The organism is Lysinibacillus sp. FSL L8-0126 (assembly GCF_038630385.1).
GTDB lineage: Bacteria > Bacillota > Bacilli > Bacillales_A > Planococcaceae > Lysinibacillus > Lysinibacillus fusiformis_D.
This window is the reverse complement of record NZ_CP152028.1, coordinates 1,708,955-1,722,311: the sequence shown is the minus strand read 5'-3', so window position 1 is coordinate 1,722,311 and position 13,357 is coordinate 1,708,955. Positions and strand designations below refer to the sequence as shown.

Here is a 13,357-nt window from a genome sequence, read left to right as displayed (position 1 = left end):
AGGGACAGCTACATACTGGTTCACGCTAGTCATTGGCAGTGTTACATCGCATCAAGAATTTGCAATCATCCGCTTTATAAGAAATAAGAGTAAGCAACCTTTAGTCTAATGACTAAATAACAAAAAAGACTCTTTCCACAAAAGTAGAAAGAGTCTTTGTATAGAACGCTGATATTAACGTTTTGAGAACTGAGGTGCACGACGAGCGCCGCGTAGACCTGGTTTTTTACGTTCTTTCATGCGTGAATCACGAGTAAGTAATCCAGCTGATTTTAATGCAGCACGGAAATCTGGGTCTACTTGAAGTAGAGCACGAGCGATACCGTGACGAACAGCACCAGCTTGACCAGTGTATCCACCACCGTTAACGTTTACGTGGATATCATAGCTTCCTGTAGTTTCAGTAGCTACTAATGGTTGTTTAATTACTTCGCGTAATGCAGCGAATGGTACGTATTCTTCGATTTCACGTTTATTGATAACAATTTTACCTGTACCTGGTACTAAACGTACGCGAGCTACAGAGCTTTTACGGCGACCAGTGCCGATGTATTGAACTTGTGCCAAAGTAATATCCTCCTCTTAATTTATATTATCCGCGAAGCTCGTATGCTTCTGGTTTTTGTGCAGCATGTGGATGCTCTGTTCCAGTATAAACGTTAAGTTTAGTGAACATTTTGCGACCTAAAGAGTTTTTAGGAAGCATTCCTTTAACTGCTAATTCGATCATTCTTGTTGGGTACTTATCTAGCATTTCACCAGCAGTACGCGTTTTTAAACCACCTGCAAATTGAGTATGGTGACGGTAAAGTTTACCCTCTAATTTGTTACCAGTTAAATGGATTTTGTCAGCGTTGATGATGATTACGTGATCACCTGTGTCAACGTTTGGTGTGAATGTTGGTTTATGTTTACCACGTAAGATTGCAGCTACTTCAGAAGCTAAACGTCCAAGAGTTTGGCCTTCTGCATCAACTACTAACCATTTACGGTCTACTTCGTGACCTTTAGCCATGAATGTTGTACGCATGTATATATCCTCCTAATCGATTCGATTACCGTTATTTTTCATTAGACTACACTATAAGTTTCGGGGCTTATTTGTGGTGGTAATGAAAATACCATCTGTTATCATATAATGAATGACTTTTAAAGTCAAGCAATTTCATTAAACGCCTGGTAAAGTTGTTCAGAATTCTAAAACGTCACTAATAGAACACTTTTTCTAAGTATAACCCTTGTGGTGGCGCGGTTTTTCCTGCTTTATCGCGATCTTCAGAGGCGACTACAAGTGCCACATTGTCAATCGTGCGGCGACCTACGCCAACCTCCCAAAGTGTACCTGCAATAATACGCACCATATTATATAAGAAACCATTGCCTTCAATCACCATATGAAGTTCTTCTCCATGCCATTCAAATTGCAGTGTCGTGACAGTACGTACTTTATCCTTCACACTTGTATTCGCTGCACAAAAGCATGAAAAGTCATGTGTACCAACGATAGCCTTAGCTGCCTCTTGCATCGCCTCTACATTAGGTTTGATGCCACTTGTCTCGACTGTGTAATATCTGCGAAATGGGCTTTGGATAGGCTCACAAGACCAAATATAGCGATAGCGCTTCCCTGTCACACTATAGCGTGCATGAAAGTCATGTGCCACTTCCTCTACCGATAGTACGCGAATATCTCTTGGTAGTTGCACATTCAAAGCCTTGCTATACTTGTCAACTGGAATGGCAAGAGGTGTATCGAAATGCAATGTTTGTCCTGTAGCATGAACTCTTGCATCTGTACGTCCACTTGCAGTTACCTTAATCTTTTCTCCTTTATGCATAATGGACAGTACACGCTCAAGCTCAGCCTGTACTGTGCGCTCTCCAGGCTGTACTTGATAGCCAGAAAAAAGCGTTCCATCATAGCTTATAATTACTTTTAATCGTCGCATCAAGCCTACTCCTTTTAACTTCTATAAAAGAATAGCAATACGCCTATTGCTACTAGTAACACAAGTGCAAATGTGTCACCCATATCCCATTTTAGCCTACGGTACCTTGTACGACCTTCACCACCACGATAGCCTCTTACTTCCATCGCAGTTGCTAGATCCTCAGCTCTTTTAAATGCACTGACAAAAAGTGGTACTAACAATGGCACTACTGCCTTTATACGATCTTTTATTGGTCCAGAGGATAAATCTGAGCCTCGGGCCATTTGTGCCTTCATAATCTTATCTGTTTCATCCATTAAAGTTGGTATGAAACGTAAGGAAATGGACATCATCAAAGCCAATTCATGAACTGGTACTTTTATTGCTTTTAATGGATTTAAAAGAACCTCAATACCATCTGTAATGGAGATCGGTGATGTCGTTAACGTTAAGATAGATGTCATAAATACTAATACTAGAAAACGTACTGAAATAAATATTCCTCGCCTAATTCCTTCATCGTATATCGTGATAAACTTTGACTCGAAAACAGGGACGCCTTCCTTCGTCATAAATATATGAAGAAGAAATGTGAAAGCCATTAAAAAGAGAACCGGTTTGAGACCATTAATTAAAAAATACAGACGAATACGTGATACTAATACAATCAAGAGCGTAAATGCTAGTAGCATAGCATAGGTCACTGTATTGTTGGCCAAAAACACAATAATAATAAAGGCAAACACAAAGATTAGTTTTGATCGTGGATCTAGTTTATGCACAGGTGAGTCACCTGGTAGGAAGCGTCCAAAGATCATTTTTTCCATCATGGCTCTGCACGCTCCTCTCTAAGCGTTTGAGCAATTTCAGCAGCGAGTTCCTCTTCCGTCAAGCAAACCTTTGACAAGGACTGACCCATCATGTGCTCAATCTTCTGTTGAAAGCGGACAATACGTGGTGGCTCTAAGCGGAAACTCTTTAATGTTTCACCATCTTTAAAAATAGTTTGTGGTGGTCCACTTAAGACATTTTTTCCTTCATGCATGATTACAATATTATCTGCATATCGAGCCGCATCCTCCATACTATGTGTGACAAGAATCGTTGTAAGACGACGATCTTGATGGAGTTGATAAAACATATCCATGATCTCTTTTTGACCTCGTGGATCAAGTCCAGCTGTTGGTTCATCCAACACAATTACCTCTGGATCCATCGCCAAAACACCCGCAATTGCCACTCGGCGCATTTGACCACCTGATAAATCAAACGGAGACTTCTCAAGCACGTTGTTCGGTAACCCAACTAAGCTGACAAGTTCTCTTGCACGCGCTTCAGCCTCCTTCTCTGATACACCAAAGTTCATTGGCCCAAACATAATATCCTTTAACACTGTTTCTTCAAATAGTTGATGCTCAGGGAATTGAAAGACAATACCAACCTTTTGTCTTACAGCTTTTAAATCCTTTGCTTTTTTCCCAGCTACAATCAGGCGATCCCCTATATGTACTTCTCCTGAAGTAGGTCTTAGAAGTGCATTAAAATGCTGAAGTATGGTTGATTTCCCAGAACCCGTATGACCTATAATTGCCTGATAAGTATGGGATGGAATGTCAAAGTCTACATCGAATAATGCCCGTTTTTCAAAAGGTGTCCCCTGTGCATAGGCATAGCTTATTTGTTGAAGTTTGATGTCCATAAATCATTCACCAACTCTTCTTCTGTCATATGTTGTCCCATTAATGGAACACCTTCCTTTTGCAATAGCTTTGATAACTTCAAGGCAAATGGTAAATCTAGTCCAAACTCAACTAGCTTGTCCCCAAGTGCAAAGATTTCAGCAGGTGTACCTTCTGCAAACTTCTTGCCATCATTCATAAAAAGAACTCGATCTGCTAACATGGCTTCTTCTAAATCATGTGTTATGGATATTACTGTTAATCCCGTTTCTGCACGTAATGTTTGGACAGTTTGTAACACCTCTGCACGGCCCTGAGGATCCAACATCGATGTAGCCTCATCTAAAATGAGAAGCTTTGGCTTTAGTGCAAGTGCACCAGCAATGGCAACGCGTTGTTTCTGTCCTCCAGATAAGTGATGTGGCTCATGATCTAAAAACGTGTCCATTTTTACTTGCTCTAGTGCCGCGTGTACACGTTTCACCATTTCTTCAAAAGGCACACCATTGTTTTCTAAGGCAAATGCAACATCATCCTGTACAGTGGCACCTACAAACTGATTATCAGGGTTTTGAAAAACCATACCCATTAAGGAGCGAGATTCCCAAAGGTTTTCTTCACTTAAGGGTTCTCGTAAAATTCGCACATCCCCCTGCTGAGGGAATAACAAGCCGTTCATCAGCTTGGCAATAGTGGATTTACCTGAACCATTATGTCCAACTATGGCAATCCATTCGCCTTCTTCAACAGCGAAACTAACATTTTCTACAGCATTACGACTGTCTTGAATTTCTGGTGTATATGAAAAAGTCACATTATTTAAAGATAAAATTTCAGGCATTTCTAGAACTCCTCTCTACATGCTCAGCTCTACTAACTAACTTACACTTTTTTATGTATGAATTCTACTACAATCCGTATGTCGATAAAAGAAAAATACTACTATAACAACTCAATTTGATGGTGCACTTTTGAGCGTCTAAAGAAACCCATATATTAAAAAAAGCACCACAAATTGGCGCTATCCCACATAATAAAAAAGCGCGCACCTCATTCGATAGAAATGCGCTTGTCGTTACATTTACAAGAAATACGGGTGCTCAAGCCCTTATTTCTCCTGAATGAGGTGCGGAGAGCTAAACGAGACGCCACACCCTAAAGTGCCCGCTCATCATAACGCTCAGCTTAATTATTTGTCGTATAAATCATTTATAAAGAAAGAGGGTGGTGATTCCCACCCTCTTCACCACAAGTCTTCTCTTATGATTAAACTAGTTCAATCACAACAACAGGTGCACCGTCACCACGACGAGGACCTACTTTAAGAATACGAGTGTAACCACCTTGACGCTCTGCATAACGTGGTGCAACATCATCAAATAACTTTTGAAGTGCAAATGATGTTGTTTCGTTACCTTCAGCATCAGTCGTTGTTACTAGTTCGCGACGGATGAATGCAGCAGCTTGACGGCGTGCGTGTAAATCTCCGCGTTTACCTAAAGTAATCATTTTTTCAACAGCTTTACGTACTTCTTTAGCGCGAGCCTCAGTAGTTTCGATACGCTCGTTGATGATTAAATCAGTAGCTAAGTCACGTAACATCGCTTTACGTTGAGAACTTGTACGACCAAGTTTTCTGTAACCCATGGATGTTTCCCTCCTTTATAGAAAAAATCTGATCTTATTAGTGTTGTTTAAATCGCTTAGTCTTCTTTGCGTAATCCTAAACCAAGCTCTTCTAACTTCGCTTTTACTTCTTCTAGTGACTTACGTCCAAGGTTACGAACTTTCATCATATCGTCTTCTGATTTATTCGCAAGTTCTAGTACTGTATTAATACCAGCGCGTTTTAAACAGTTATAAGAACGAACAGAAAGATCAAGTTCTTCGATAGTCATCTCTAAAACTTTTTCTTTTTGATCTTCTTCTTTTTCGACCATGATTTCAGCAGTCTGTGCCTCATCCGTCATGCCAACGAAGATGTTAAGATGCTCGGTTAAAATTTTTGCTCCGAGCGAAATCGCCTCTTTCGGACCGATGCTACCATCTGTCCACACATCAAGAGAAAGTTTGTCGTAGTCAGAAGACTGACCTACACGAGTATTTTCCACTTGGAAATTGACGCGTGATACTGGAGTGTAAATAGAGTCGATCGGGATCACGCCGATAGGAAGATCCTCACGTTTGTTTTGATCAGCAGGAGTGTAACCACGGCCGCGTTGTGCATACATACGCATACGTAAATGACCGTTTTTAGCGATTGTTGCAATATATAGATCTGGGTTTAAAATTTCTACGTCACTGTCATGTGTAATGTCAGCAGCCGTAACTGTACCATCGCCTTTTACATCAATCTCAATAACTTTTTCTTCGTCAGAGTAGATTTTAAGAGCTAGTTTTTTCACGTTCAAAATGATTGAAGCTACATCTTCTACTACGCCTTCTACAGTCGAGAATTCGTGAAGAACACCATCAATTTGAATTGAAGTGACAGCAGCTCCTGGTAATGAAGACAGAAGGATACGACGTAAAGAATTACCCAAAGTGTTTCCATATCCGCGTTCAAGCGGTTCTACAACAAACTTTCCATATTTGGAATCTTCGCTGATCTCCACCGTTTCAATCTTTGGTTTTTCAATTTCGATCATTTTATTTACCCTCCTTCAAAACATCGAATGTATAGGTTCTTTCCATCATAGATTCGATCGTCAATGACGTATCGTTTATTATCTGCACAAGACAGTCTGTACAAAAAATGATGTTCTCATACAATATGAGACGCACCCATTACACGCGACGACGTTTTGGCGGACGGCAACCATTATGAGGAACTGGAGTAACGTCTTTAATAGCAGTTACTTCTAAACCAGCAGCTTGAAGTGCACGAATAGCAGCTTCACGACCAGCACCAGGACCTTTAACAGTTACTTCCAACGTTTTCAGACCATGTTCAAGGGATGTTTTAGCAGCAGTTTCTGCAGCCATTTGAGCAGCGAATGGTGTAGATTTACGTGAACCACGGAAACCAAGAGCACCAGCACTTGACCAAGATACAGCGTTACCTTGCATATCTGTAATCGTTACAATTGTATTGTTAAATGTAGAACGAATGTGTGCAATACCAGATTCGATATTCTTTTTCACACGACGTTTACGAGTTTGTTGTTTACGAGCCATGTTAAGAAGGAACCTCCTTTACCAATTATTTTTTCTTGTTCGCAACAGTTTTACGAGGACCTTTACGCGTACGCGCATTGTTCTTCGTATTTTGACCACGAACAGGTAAGCCACGACGGTGACGGATACCACGGAATGAACCGATTTCCATCAGACGTTTAATATTTAATGAAGTTTCGCGACGTAAGTCACCTTCAAGTTTGTATGAATCTAATTGTTCACGGATTTTGTTTAACTCATCTTCAGTTAAGTCGCGTACGCGTGTATCTTCTGAAATACCTGCATCAGCTAGTACTTTCTGAGCTGTAGTTTTACCAATACCGAAAATGTACGTTAATGAAATTACCACGCGTTTGTCGCGAGGAATATCAACACCAGCAATACGTGCCATGTACGTTGTGCACCTCCTTTAGAATTAACCTTGTTTTTGTTTATGTTTAGGATTTTCACAGATTACCATTACTTTACCGCGTCGGCGAATTACTTTACATTTTTCGCAGATCGGTTTCACAGATGGTCTCACTTTCATCTAACCTAACCTCCTTAGTAGTCCGGAGCGCAAAAGATTATTTAAAACGGTATGTGATACGACCGCGAGTTAAATCATAAGGAGATAACTCGATAGTAACCTTATCTCCAGGTAGAATACGGATAAAGTGCATACGAATCTTACCAGATACGTGTGCTAGAATCACATGTCCATTTTCTAATTCTACCTTAAACATCGCGTTTGGCAAAGTCTCAACAACTGTCCCTTCGACTTCAATTACATCATCTTTCGCCATCTACTCTGTCTCCTCTCTATATGCAAATTAAAGTTCTCATCGTTACATCAAACGGATATCTGCTGCAACTTTAGAAGCAACCTCGTTTCAACATATGTTTGGATTGTATGAGAGATGTTTGAAAGACGCTCGTCTGGTTTCGCTTCACACAATCCACGGAATTTACAGAACCAATAAGGGCACTGAACCTCCCATGTTTACACGAATACCGGAATGTCTTTGATGAGATATTCATACCCGTTACACAGATGCTTCCACGAAACCCATTATACTCCTCCAAAAGGTATGTTGCACTCTTTAGAAGAAATATATACCGGGCACAATATGCTTTTGCAACTCTCAAAAAAATTATGTTTCGTTGTTGCTCCCGCATGCCTCCCGCGGAAGCAGTACTCTGCGCCCGGAGCCGGGTATCAGCTGCGGCTGCCCTGTAATAGAGCATCAAGATCAGCAAACACTTTGTTAATATCTTGCTGTCCATCAATGTTAGTTAACACACCTTTAGCTTGATAGAAATCAAGTAGAGGTTGTGCTTGATTCATATTTACTTCCAGACGGTTTGCAACCGTTTCAGGATTATCATCTGCACGTGTATAAAGCTCGCCACCATCTTTATCACATTTTCCTTCCACCTTAGGAGGATTGAAAATTAAATGATATGATGTACCACAAGTTTTACAAATACGTCGACCTGAAAGACGAGCAATTAACTCATCCTTTTCAACTTGAATGTTTAATGTATGCTCAATCGCTTTACCTAGATCAGCAAGAATGCTATCCAATGCTTCAGCTTGAGGAACAGTACGTGGGAATCCATCTAATAAGAAGCCCTTTTCACAATCAGGTTTAGCCAGTCGCTCACGAACAATACCAATCGTTACTTCATCAGGTACTAGTGCACCTTGATCCATAAACGATTTCGCTTGTAAGCCTAGTTCAGTACCTTCTTTAATAGCAGCACGGAACATATCGCCTGTAGAAATATGAGGAATCGCGTACTTCTCAACAATTTTATCTGCCTGAGTACCTTTACCAGCACCTGGCAGACCCATTAAAACGATATTCATTAGGAAATATTCCTCCCACAAAAGGTTTGCTGATTTAAGGAAACGATGGAACGTTCCCTAAAAACCAACATTATTTCATAAAGCCTTTGTAGTGACGTTTAACAAGTTGAGATTCTAGCTGCTTCATCGTTTCCAGCGCTACACCGACTACGATAATAATACTAGTACCACCGATCTGCACTGAGGCAGGTAAATTCATAAAATTAATGAATAAAATCGGCATTACAGCAATAACAGTTAAGAATATCGCACCAACAAAAGTTAGACGATATAACACGCTTGTTAAATACGTTTGAGTGTTTTCACCAGGACGAATACCTGGAATGTAAGCACCTTGTTTTTTCAAGTTGTCTGCCACATTTTCTGGATTCACTTGAACGAATGCATAGAAATATGTGAACGCGACGATCAAAATAATATAAATTGTCATACCAATAGGCTGCGTATACTGCAGATTTTTCGTAATCCAATTTGTAACACTATTTTCACCAAAGAACACAGCAAGCGTTTGAGGTGTTACAAGAAACGCTACTGAAAAGATTACCGGAATAACCCCTGCAGCATTTACTTTTAACGGTAGATGCGTTTGTTGACCACCAGTTTGCTGACTACGTCCAGTAACTCGTTTCGCATATTGAATTGGAATTTTACGAAGTGCTTGTTGCACGTATATAACCCCAACTACAACTGCTAATAAAATTAATACAAGCAATGCAAGGACAATGATGTTGATAAATAATTTATCTCCAGCACCCTCGATTTGCTGTGCAAAAATTTGGTTGATCCCTGTAGGCAATGCTGCAACGATACCTGCGAAAATGACAACAGAAATACCATTACCAACACCGTGAGCAGTAATTTGCTCAGCAAGCCATACTAGGAATGCTGTTCCCGCTGTCAATACTATAGCAATTGTAACATAAGTTAGAACGCCCTCTTCTTTAATCAAAGATCCACCATACATTCTATTAAAACCGAATGACATTGCGAATGATTGGATAAAAGCAAGAATAATAGTAAAGTAGCGAGTAAATTGTGCAAGTTTACGTCTTCCGACTTCACCTTGCTTTGCCCACTCAGCAAATTTCGGTACTACGTCCATTTGCAATAACTGAACAATGATTGAGGCTGTGATGTAAGGCATAATTCCCATCGCGAAGATGGAGAAGTTCTTTAAAGCACCACCGCCAAAAGTATTCAGGAAACCAACGAGGTTAAACTCATCAGTTGCCTTTAATACATCAGCGTCAACGTTTGGTACTGGAATGAAAGTTCCAATACGAAAAACGATTAACATTAAAAGTGTGAAAATGATTTTATTTCTTATATCTCGAACACGCATAAAGTTAGAGATTGTCTGAAACATTAAATCACCTCAGTAGTTCCGCCGGCATTCTCGATTGCTTCTTTCGCTGAAGCTGAGAATTTATGAGCTTTAACAGTAAGCTTTTTATTAAGAGCTCCGTTGCCAAGAACTTTAATTCCAGCTTTCTCGTTGCTCACTATACCAGTTTCAAGTAATAATGCAGCAGTAACTTCTGCACCGTCTTCGAAACGGTTTAAAGCATCAAGGTTAACAATCGCGTATTCTTTACGATTAATGTTCGTAAATCCACGTTTTGGTAAACGACGGAATAATGGGTTTTGACCGCCCTCAAATCCTGGGCGTACACCGCCACCAGAACGAGCGTTTTGACCTTTATGACCTTTACCTGCTGTTTTACCGTTACCAGAACCGATACCACGACCAACGCGATTGCGTTGCTTACGAGAACCTTCTGCTGGTTTTAACTCATGCAGTTTCATAGTGGGTGGCACCTCCTTGTTCAATTATTGAAAATTAAATTTCTTTTACAGTAACTAAGTGTGCTACTTTATCAAGCATACCGCGAGTAGCTGCATTATCAGCTTTCTCTACAGTTTGGTGTAATTTACGTAAACCTAAAGCTTCAACAGTTTTGCGTTGTGCAGGTTTAGTACCAATCACAGATTTAGTAAGGGTGATTTCTAATTTGTTAGCCATTATCTTTCCCCCCTTATCCTAATATTTCTTCCACTGATTTACCACGTAATTTAGCTACGTCCTCTACGCGTTTTAATTCAGTTAAACCTTGAACAGTTGCACGCACCATGTTGATTGGTGTGTTAGATCCAAGAGATTTTGAAAGAATATCAGTAATACCAGCAAGTTCTAGTACAGCACGTACTGGACCACCAGCGATAACTCCTGTACCAGGAGCAGCAGGTTTAATTAAGATTTCTCCTGCACCGAAGCGACCAAGCACTAAGTGTGGAGTTGTTCCACCAACACGTGGCACTTCTACTAAGTTTTTCTTCGCATCTTCAACAGCTTTACGGATAGCATCTGGAACCTCTTGAGCTTTACCAGTACCGAAACCTACATGACCGTTTCTATCGCCAACAACAACTAGTGCTGTGAAGCGGAAGCGACGTCCACCTTTAACAACTTTAGCAACACGGTTAATAGTAACTACGCGTTCTTCAAGTTCTCCAAGTTTGTTTGCGTCAATTCGACTCATGAAATGTGTCCCTCCTTCTTATTAAAATTCTAAACCATTCTCACGTGCAGCTTCAGCTAAAGCTTTCACGCGTCCATGATATAAGTAACCACCACGGTCAAAAACTACAGCAGTAATATTTTTTTCCGCAGCGCGTTTCGCGATTGTTTCACCGATTTTTGATGCAGTTGCAACATTGCTACCAGTGCCTTCAAAATCTTTTTCTTGAGAAGATGCGCTAACAATTGTTACGCCTGCTACGTCATCGATAAGTTGAGCGTAGATGTTCTTGTTAGAACGGAATACATTTAAGCGTGGACGCTCAGCAGTACCCGAAATTTTAGAACGAACTCGCGCATGACGTTTTTTACGAACTTGATTTTTATCCTGTTTCGTAATCACAAGGGTCACTCCTTTCTAATGCTTAGGCAGCATTATTTACCTGTTTTACCTTCTTTACGACGAACGTATTCGCCTTCGTAACGGATACCTTTACCTTTATATGGCTCTGGTGGACGAACGTCACGGATGTTAGATGCAAGAGCACCAACGCGCTCTTTGCTAATACCTTTAATGATGATTTTAGTGTTAGAAGGAACTTCAATTTCAAGACCATCTTCAGGTGTGAACTCTACTGGATGAGAGTAACCTACGTTAAGTACAAGTTTTTTGCCTTGTAATTGCGCACGGTAACCAACACCGATAAGTTCTAAAGCTTTTTCGAAACCTGCAGAAACACCAGTAACCATGTTCGCTAGAAGCGCACGAGTAGTACCGTGGTTTGTGCGGTGTTCTTTTGATTCAGAAGGACGTGATACAGAGATTACGTTACCCTCTTGCTCAATTTTCATATCTTGGTGGAAAGAACGAACAAGTTCGCCTTTAGGACCTTTAACAGTAACAGTGTTGTCAGCTGCAACAGTAACAGTTACGTTAGCTGGTACCTCGATAATTTTTTTACCTACACGAGACATTTAGTTGCACCTCCATTCATTTATTGCTAATTACCAAACGTATGCTAGAACTTCGCCGCCAACTTGTTTAGCGCGAGCTTCTTTATCTGTTAATAAACCTTGTGAAGTTGACACTAAAGCGATACCAAGACCGTTCAGTACTTTAGGCACTTCATTTGTTTTAGCATATACACGTAGACCAGGTTTAGAAATACGTTTTAAGCCAGTGATAACACGCTCGTTATCTTTACCGTATTTTAAGAAGATACGGATAATACCTTGCTTGTTGTCTTCCACGTATTCTACGTCACGTACGAAACCTTCACGCTTTAAAATTTCAGCGATTTCTTTTTTCACGTTGGAAGCTGGTACTTCTAACTTCTCGTGACGAACCATGTTCGCATTACGAATGCGAGTAAGCATATCTGCAATCGGATCAGTCATTGTCATTACATTTACCTCCTTCCCAAATTAGGGGATTACCAGCTGGCTTTTTTCACGCCAGGAATTTGTCCCTTATATGCAAGTTCTCGGAAACAAATACGGCAAAGTTTGAATTTGCGATATACAGAGTGTGGACGGCCACAGCGTTCACAACGTGTATATTCTTGCACTTTAAACTTTTGCTTACGTTGTTGTTTAACGATCATAGATTTTTTAGCCACGTTTTCGCCCTCCTTGTTTAAATTACTTTTGGAACGGCATACCGAATTGTGTCAATAACTCGCGAGCTTCTTCGTCAGAGTTCGCTGTCGTTACGATCACGATGTCCATACCGCGTACTTTTGAAACTTTATCGTAATCGATTTCTGGGAAAATTAGTTGCTCTTTAACACCTAGAGTGTAGTTACCGCGACCATCGAATGCTTTTTTAGAAACACCACGGAAGTCACGTACACGAGGAAGTGAGATTGAGATTAATTTGTCCAAGAATTCATACATACGCTCACCGCGTAATGTAACTTTAGCACCGATTGGCATACCTTCACGTAAACGGAAACCTGCGATCGATTTTTTCGCTTTAGTTACAACTGGTTTTTGACCAGTGATAATTGTTAATTCTTCTACAGCTGCATCTAATGCTTTAGAGTTTTGAACAGCATCACCAACACCCATGTTGATAACGATTTTGTCAACTTTCGGCAACTGCATAACTGATTTATATCCAAACTTGCTCATAAGAGCAGGAGAAACTTCATTTAAATATTTTTCTTTTAGGCGGCTCATGTGTGTACCTCCCTTCTTT

The 13,357-nt window shown here is 40.4% G+C and carries 22 protein-coding genes and 1 pseudogene; all 23 read right to left on the bottom strand.

Going from position 1 to position 13,357, the window contains the following annotated elements; all coding sequences use genetic code 11:
* Positions 1–174 precede the first annotated feature (174 nt).
* The 23 genes and pseudogenes from rpsI to rplE all read right to left on the bottom strand — a co-directional run bounded on the left by rpsI (position 175) and on the right by rplE (position 13,338).
* Positions 175–567, bottom strand: a complete 393-nt coding sequence (rpsI, locus tag MHI34_RS08355) for a 30S ribosomal protein S9 (RefSeq protein WP_004233744.1) — start codon at positions 565–567, stop codon at positions 175–177.
* Positions 568–592: 25 nt separating this feature from the next.
* Entirely contained in the window at positions 593–1,030 is a 438-nt protein-coding gene (gene rplM / locus MHI34_RS08350; RefSeq protein ID WP_004233742.1) for a 50S ribosomal protein L13, read from the bottom strand.
* A 178-nt stretch (positions 1,031–1,208) separates the two neighbouring features.
* Positions 1,209–1,949, bottom strand: a complete 741-nt coding sequence (truA, locus tag MHI34_RS08345) for a tRNA pseudouridine(38-40) synthase TruA (RefSeq protein ID WP_340812358.1) — start codon at positions 1,947–1,949, stop codon at positions 1,209–1,211.
* Between the two features lie 14 nt (positions 1,950–1,963).
* Complete coding sequence (locus MHI34_RS08340) at positions 1,964–2,761, bottom strand: energy-coupling factor transporter transmembrane protein EcfT (RefSeq protein WP_036129069.1); 798 nt, start codon at positions 2,759–2,761, stop codon at positions 1,964–1,966.
* A complete protein-coding gene (locus MHI34_RS08335) occupies positions 2,758–3,630 on the bottom strand; it encodes an energy-coupling factor ABC transporter ATP-binding protein (protein ID WP_342504330.1) in 873 nt (290 codons plus the stop codon). Before MHI34_RS08335 ends, MHI34_RS08340 begins: the two co-directional genes overlap by 4 nt.
* On the bottom strand, positions 3,606–4,451 hold the full coding sequence (locus tag MHI34_RS08330; RefSeq protein ID WP_058845118.1) for an energy-coupling factor ABC transporter ATP-binding protein: 846 nt from the start codon (positions 4,449–4,451) through the stop codon (positions 3,606–3,608). Before MHI34_RS08330 ends, MHI34_RS08335 begins: the two co-directional genes overlap by 25 nt.
* Before the next feature lie 425 nt (positions 4,452–4,876).
* Entirely contained in the window at positions 4,877–5,257 is a 381-nt protein-coding gene (gene rplQ / locus MHI34_RS08325; protein ID WP_012296051.1) for a 50S ribosomal protein L17, read from the bottom strand.
* A 56-nt stretch (positions 5,258–5,313) separates the two neighbouring features.
* On the bottom strand, positions 5,314–6,258 hold the full coding sequence (locus MHI34_RS08320; RefSeq protein ID WP_004233733.1) for a DNA-directed RNA polymerase subunit alpha: 945 nt from the start codon (positions 6,256–6,258) through the stop codon (positions 5,314–5,316).
* Between the two features lie 139 nt (positions 6,259–6,397).
* Positions 6,398–6,787, bottom strand: coding sequence for a 30S ribosomal protein S11 (rpsK, locus tag MHI34_RS08315; RefSeq protein WP_004233731.1), 390 nt, complete (start codon positions 6,785–6,787; stop codon positions 6,398–6,400).
* Positions 6,788–6,812: 25 nt separating this feature from the next.
* Entirely contained in the window at positions 6,813–7,178 is a 366-nt protein-coding gene (gene rpsM / locus MHI34_RS08310; protein ID WP_004233729.1) for a 30S ribosomal protein S13, read from the bottom strand.
* A 24-nt stretch (positions 7,179–7,202) separates the two neighbouring features.
* Positions 7,203–7,316, bottom strand: coding sequence for a 50S ribosomal protein L36 (gene rpmJ, locus MHI34_RS08305; protein ID WP_000868344.1), 114 nt, complete (start codon positions 7,314–7,316; stop codon positions 7,203–7,205).
* Positions 7,317–7,353: 37 nt separating this feature from the next.
* The gene (gene infA / locus MHI34_RS08300; protein WP_004233690.1) at positions 7,354–7,572 is read right to left on the bottom strand and encodes a translation initiation factor IF-1; all 219 of its coding nucleotides are present in this window, start codon (positions 7,570–7,572) and stop codon (positions 7,354–7,356) included.
* An 86-nt stretch (positions 7,573–7,658) separates the two neighbouring features.
* Positions 7,659–7,733: pseudogene (locus MHI34_RS08295) on the bottom strand (type I methionyl aminopeptidase); the annotation flags it as partial.
* Positions 7,734–7,985: 252 nt separating this feature from the next.
* Positions 7,986–8,639, bottom strand: coding sequence for an adenylate kinase (locus MHI34_RS08290; RefSeq protein ID WP_330493772.1), 654 nt, complete (start codon positions 8,637–8,639; stop codon positions 7,986–7,988).
* 70 nt (positions 8,640–8,709) lie between these two features.
* On the bottom strand, positions 8,710–10,005 hold the full coding sequence (gene secY / locus MHI34_RS08285) for a preprotein translocase subunit SecY (RefSeq protein WP_036129079.1): 1,296 nt from the start codon (positions 10,003–10,005) through the stop codon (positions 8,710–8,712).
* Entirely contained in the window at positions 10,005–10,445 is a 441-nt protein-coding gene (gene rplO / locus MHI34_RS08280) for a 50S ribosomal protein L15 (protein ID WP_036129082.1), read from the bottom strand. Before rplO ends, secY begins: the two co-directional genes overlap by 1 nt.
* Before the next feature lie 34 nt (positions 10,446–10,479).
* Positions 10,480–10,662, bottom strand: a complete 183-nt coding sequence (gene rpmD / locus MHI34_RS08275; RefSeq protein WP_004233668.1) for a 50S ribosomal protein L30 — start codon at positions 10,660–10,662, stop codon at positions 10,480–10,482.
* A gap of 13 nt (positions 10,663–10,675) precedes the next feature.
* A complete protein-coding gene (gene rpsE / locus MHI34_RS08270; RefSeq protein WP_008181711.1) occupies positions 10,676–11,179 on the bottom strand; it encodes a 30S ribosomal protein S5 in 504 nt (167 codons plus the stop codon).
* A gap of 21 nt (positions 11,180–11,200) precedes the next feature.
* The gene (rplR, locus tag MHI34_RS08265) at positions 11,201–11,560 is read right to left on the bottom strand and encodes a 50S ribosomal protein L18 (protein ID WP_036124657.1); all 360 of its coding nucleotides are present in this window, start codon (positions 11,558–11,560) and stop codon (positions 11,201–11,203) included.
* A 32-nt stretch (positions 11,561–11,592) separates the two neighbouring features.
* Entirely contained in the window at positions 11,593–12,132 is a 540-nt protein-coding gene (gene rplF, locus MHI34_RS08260) for a 50S ribosomal protein L6 (protein WP_008181715.1), read from the bottom strand.
* A gap of 30 nt (positions 12,133–12,162) precedes the next feature.
* Positions 12,163–12,561: a 30S ribosomal protein S8 gene (gene rpsH / locus MHI34_RS08255; protein ID WP_008181717.1), complete on the bottom strand. Its 399-nt coding sequence runs from the start codon at positions 12,559–12,561 to the stop codon at positions 12,163–12,165.
* Between the two features lie 29 nt (positions 12,562–12,590).
* Positions 12,591–12,776, bottom strand: a complete 186-nt coding sequence (locus MHI34_RS08250; RefSeq protein WP_004233656.1) for a type Z 30S ribosomal protein S14 — start codon at positions 12,774–12,776, stop codon at positions 12,591–12,593.
* A 22-nt stretch (positions 12,777–12,798) separates the two neighbouring features.
* The gene (rplE, locus tag MHI34_RS08245; RefSeq protein ID WP_008181719.1) at positions 12,799–13,338 is read right to left on the bottom strand and encodes a 50S ribosomal protein L5; all 540 of its coding nucleotides are present in this window, start codon (positions 13,336–13,338) and stop codon (positions 12,799–12,801) included.
* Between the last annotated feature and the right edge of the window lie 19 nt (positions 13,339–13,357).

What these genes read in the sequence shown, in the direction of transcription:
- rplM (WP_004233742.1), bottom strand. Translation starts at nt 1,030, where the DNA reads ATGCGTACAACATTCATGGCTAAAGGTCACGAAGTAGACCGTAAATGG.
- truA (WP_340812358.1), bottom strand. Translation starts at nt 1,949, where the DNA reads ATGCGACGATTAAAAGTAATTATAAGCTATGATGGAACGCTTTTTTCT.
- MHI34_RS08340 (WP_036129069.1), bottom strand. Translation starts at nt 2,761, where the DNA reads ATGATGGAAAAAATGATCTTTGGACGCTTCCTACCAGGTGACTCACCT.
- MHI34_RS08335 (WP_342504330.1), bottom strand. Translation starts at nt 3,630, where the DNA reads ATGGACATCAAACTTCAACAAATAAGCTATGCCTATGCACAGGGGACA.
- MHI34_RS08330 (WP_058845118.1), bottom strand. Translation starts at nt 4,451, where the DNA reads ATGCCTGAAATTTTATCTTTAAATAATGTGACTTTTTCATATACACCA.
- rplQ (WP_012296051.1), bottom strand. Translation starts at nt 5,257, where the DNA reads ATGGGTTACAGAAAACTTGGTCGTACAAGTTCTCAACGTAAAGCGATG.
- MHI34_RS08320 (WP_004233733.1), bottom strand. Translation starts at nt 6,258, where the DNA reads ATGATCGAAATTGAAAAACCAAAGATTGAAACGGTGGAGATCAGCGAA.
- rpsK (WP_004233731.1), bottom strand. Translation starts at nt 6,787, where the DNA reads ATGGCTCGTAAACAACAAACTCGTAAACGTCGTGTGAAAAAGAATATC.
- rpsM (WP_004233729.1), bottom strand. Translation starts at nt 7,178, where the DNA reads ATGGCACGTATTGCTGGTGTTGATATTCCTCGCGACAAACGCGTGGTA.
- rpmJ (WP_000868344.1), bottom strand. Translation starts at nt 7,316, where the DNA reads ATGAAAGTGAGACCATCTGTGAAACCGATCTGCGAAAAATGTAAAGTA.
- infA (WP_004233690.1), bottom strand. Translation starts at nt 7,572, where the DNA reads ATGGCGAAAGATGATGTAATTGAAGTCGAAGGGACAGTTGTTGAGACT.
- MHI34_RS08290 (WP_330493772.1), bottom strand. Translation starts at nt 8,639, where the DNA reads ATGAATATCGTTTTAATGGGTCTGCCAGGTGCTGGTAAAGGTACTCAG.
- secY (WP_036129079.1), bottom strand. Translation starts at nt 10,005, where the DNA reads ATGTTTCAGACAATCTCTAACTTTATGCGTGTTCGAGATATAAGAAAT.
- rplO (WP_036129082.1), bottom strand. Translation starts at nt 10,445, where the DNA reads ATGAAACTGCATGAGTTAAAACCAGCAGAAGGTTCTCGTAAGCAACGC.
- rpmD (WP_004233668.1), bottom strand. Translation starts at nt 10,662, where the DNA reads ATGGCTAACAAATTAGAAATCACCCTTACTAAATCTGTGATTGGTACT.
- rpsE (WP_008181711.1), bottom strand. Translation starts at nt 11,179, where the DNA reads ATGAGTCGAATTGACGCAAACAAACTTGGAGAACTTGAAGAACGCGTA.
- rplF (WP_008181715.1), bottom strand. Translation starts at nt 12,132, where the DNA reads ATGTCTCGTGTAGGTAAAAAAATTATCGAGGTACCAGCTAACGTAACT.
- rpsH (WP_008181717.1), bottom strand. Translation starts at nt 12,561, where the DNA reads ATGACAATGACTGATCCGATTGCAGATATGCTTACTCGCATTCGTAAT.
- rplE (WP_008181719.1), bottom strand. Translation starts at nt 13,338, where the DNA reads ATGAGCCGCCTAAAAGAAAAATATTTAAATGAAGTTTCTCCTGCTCTT.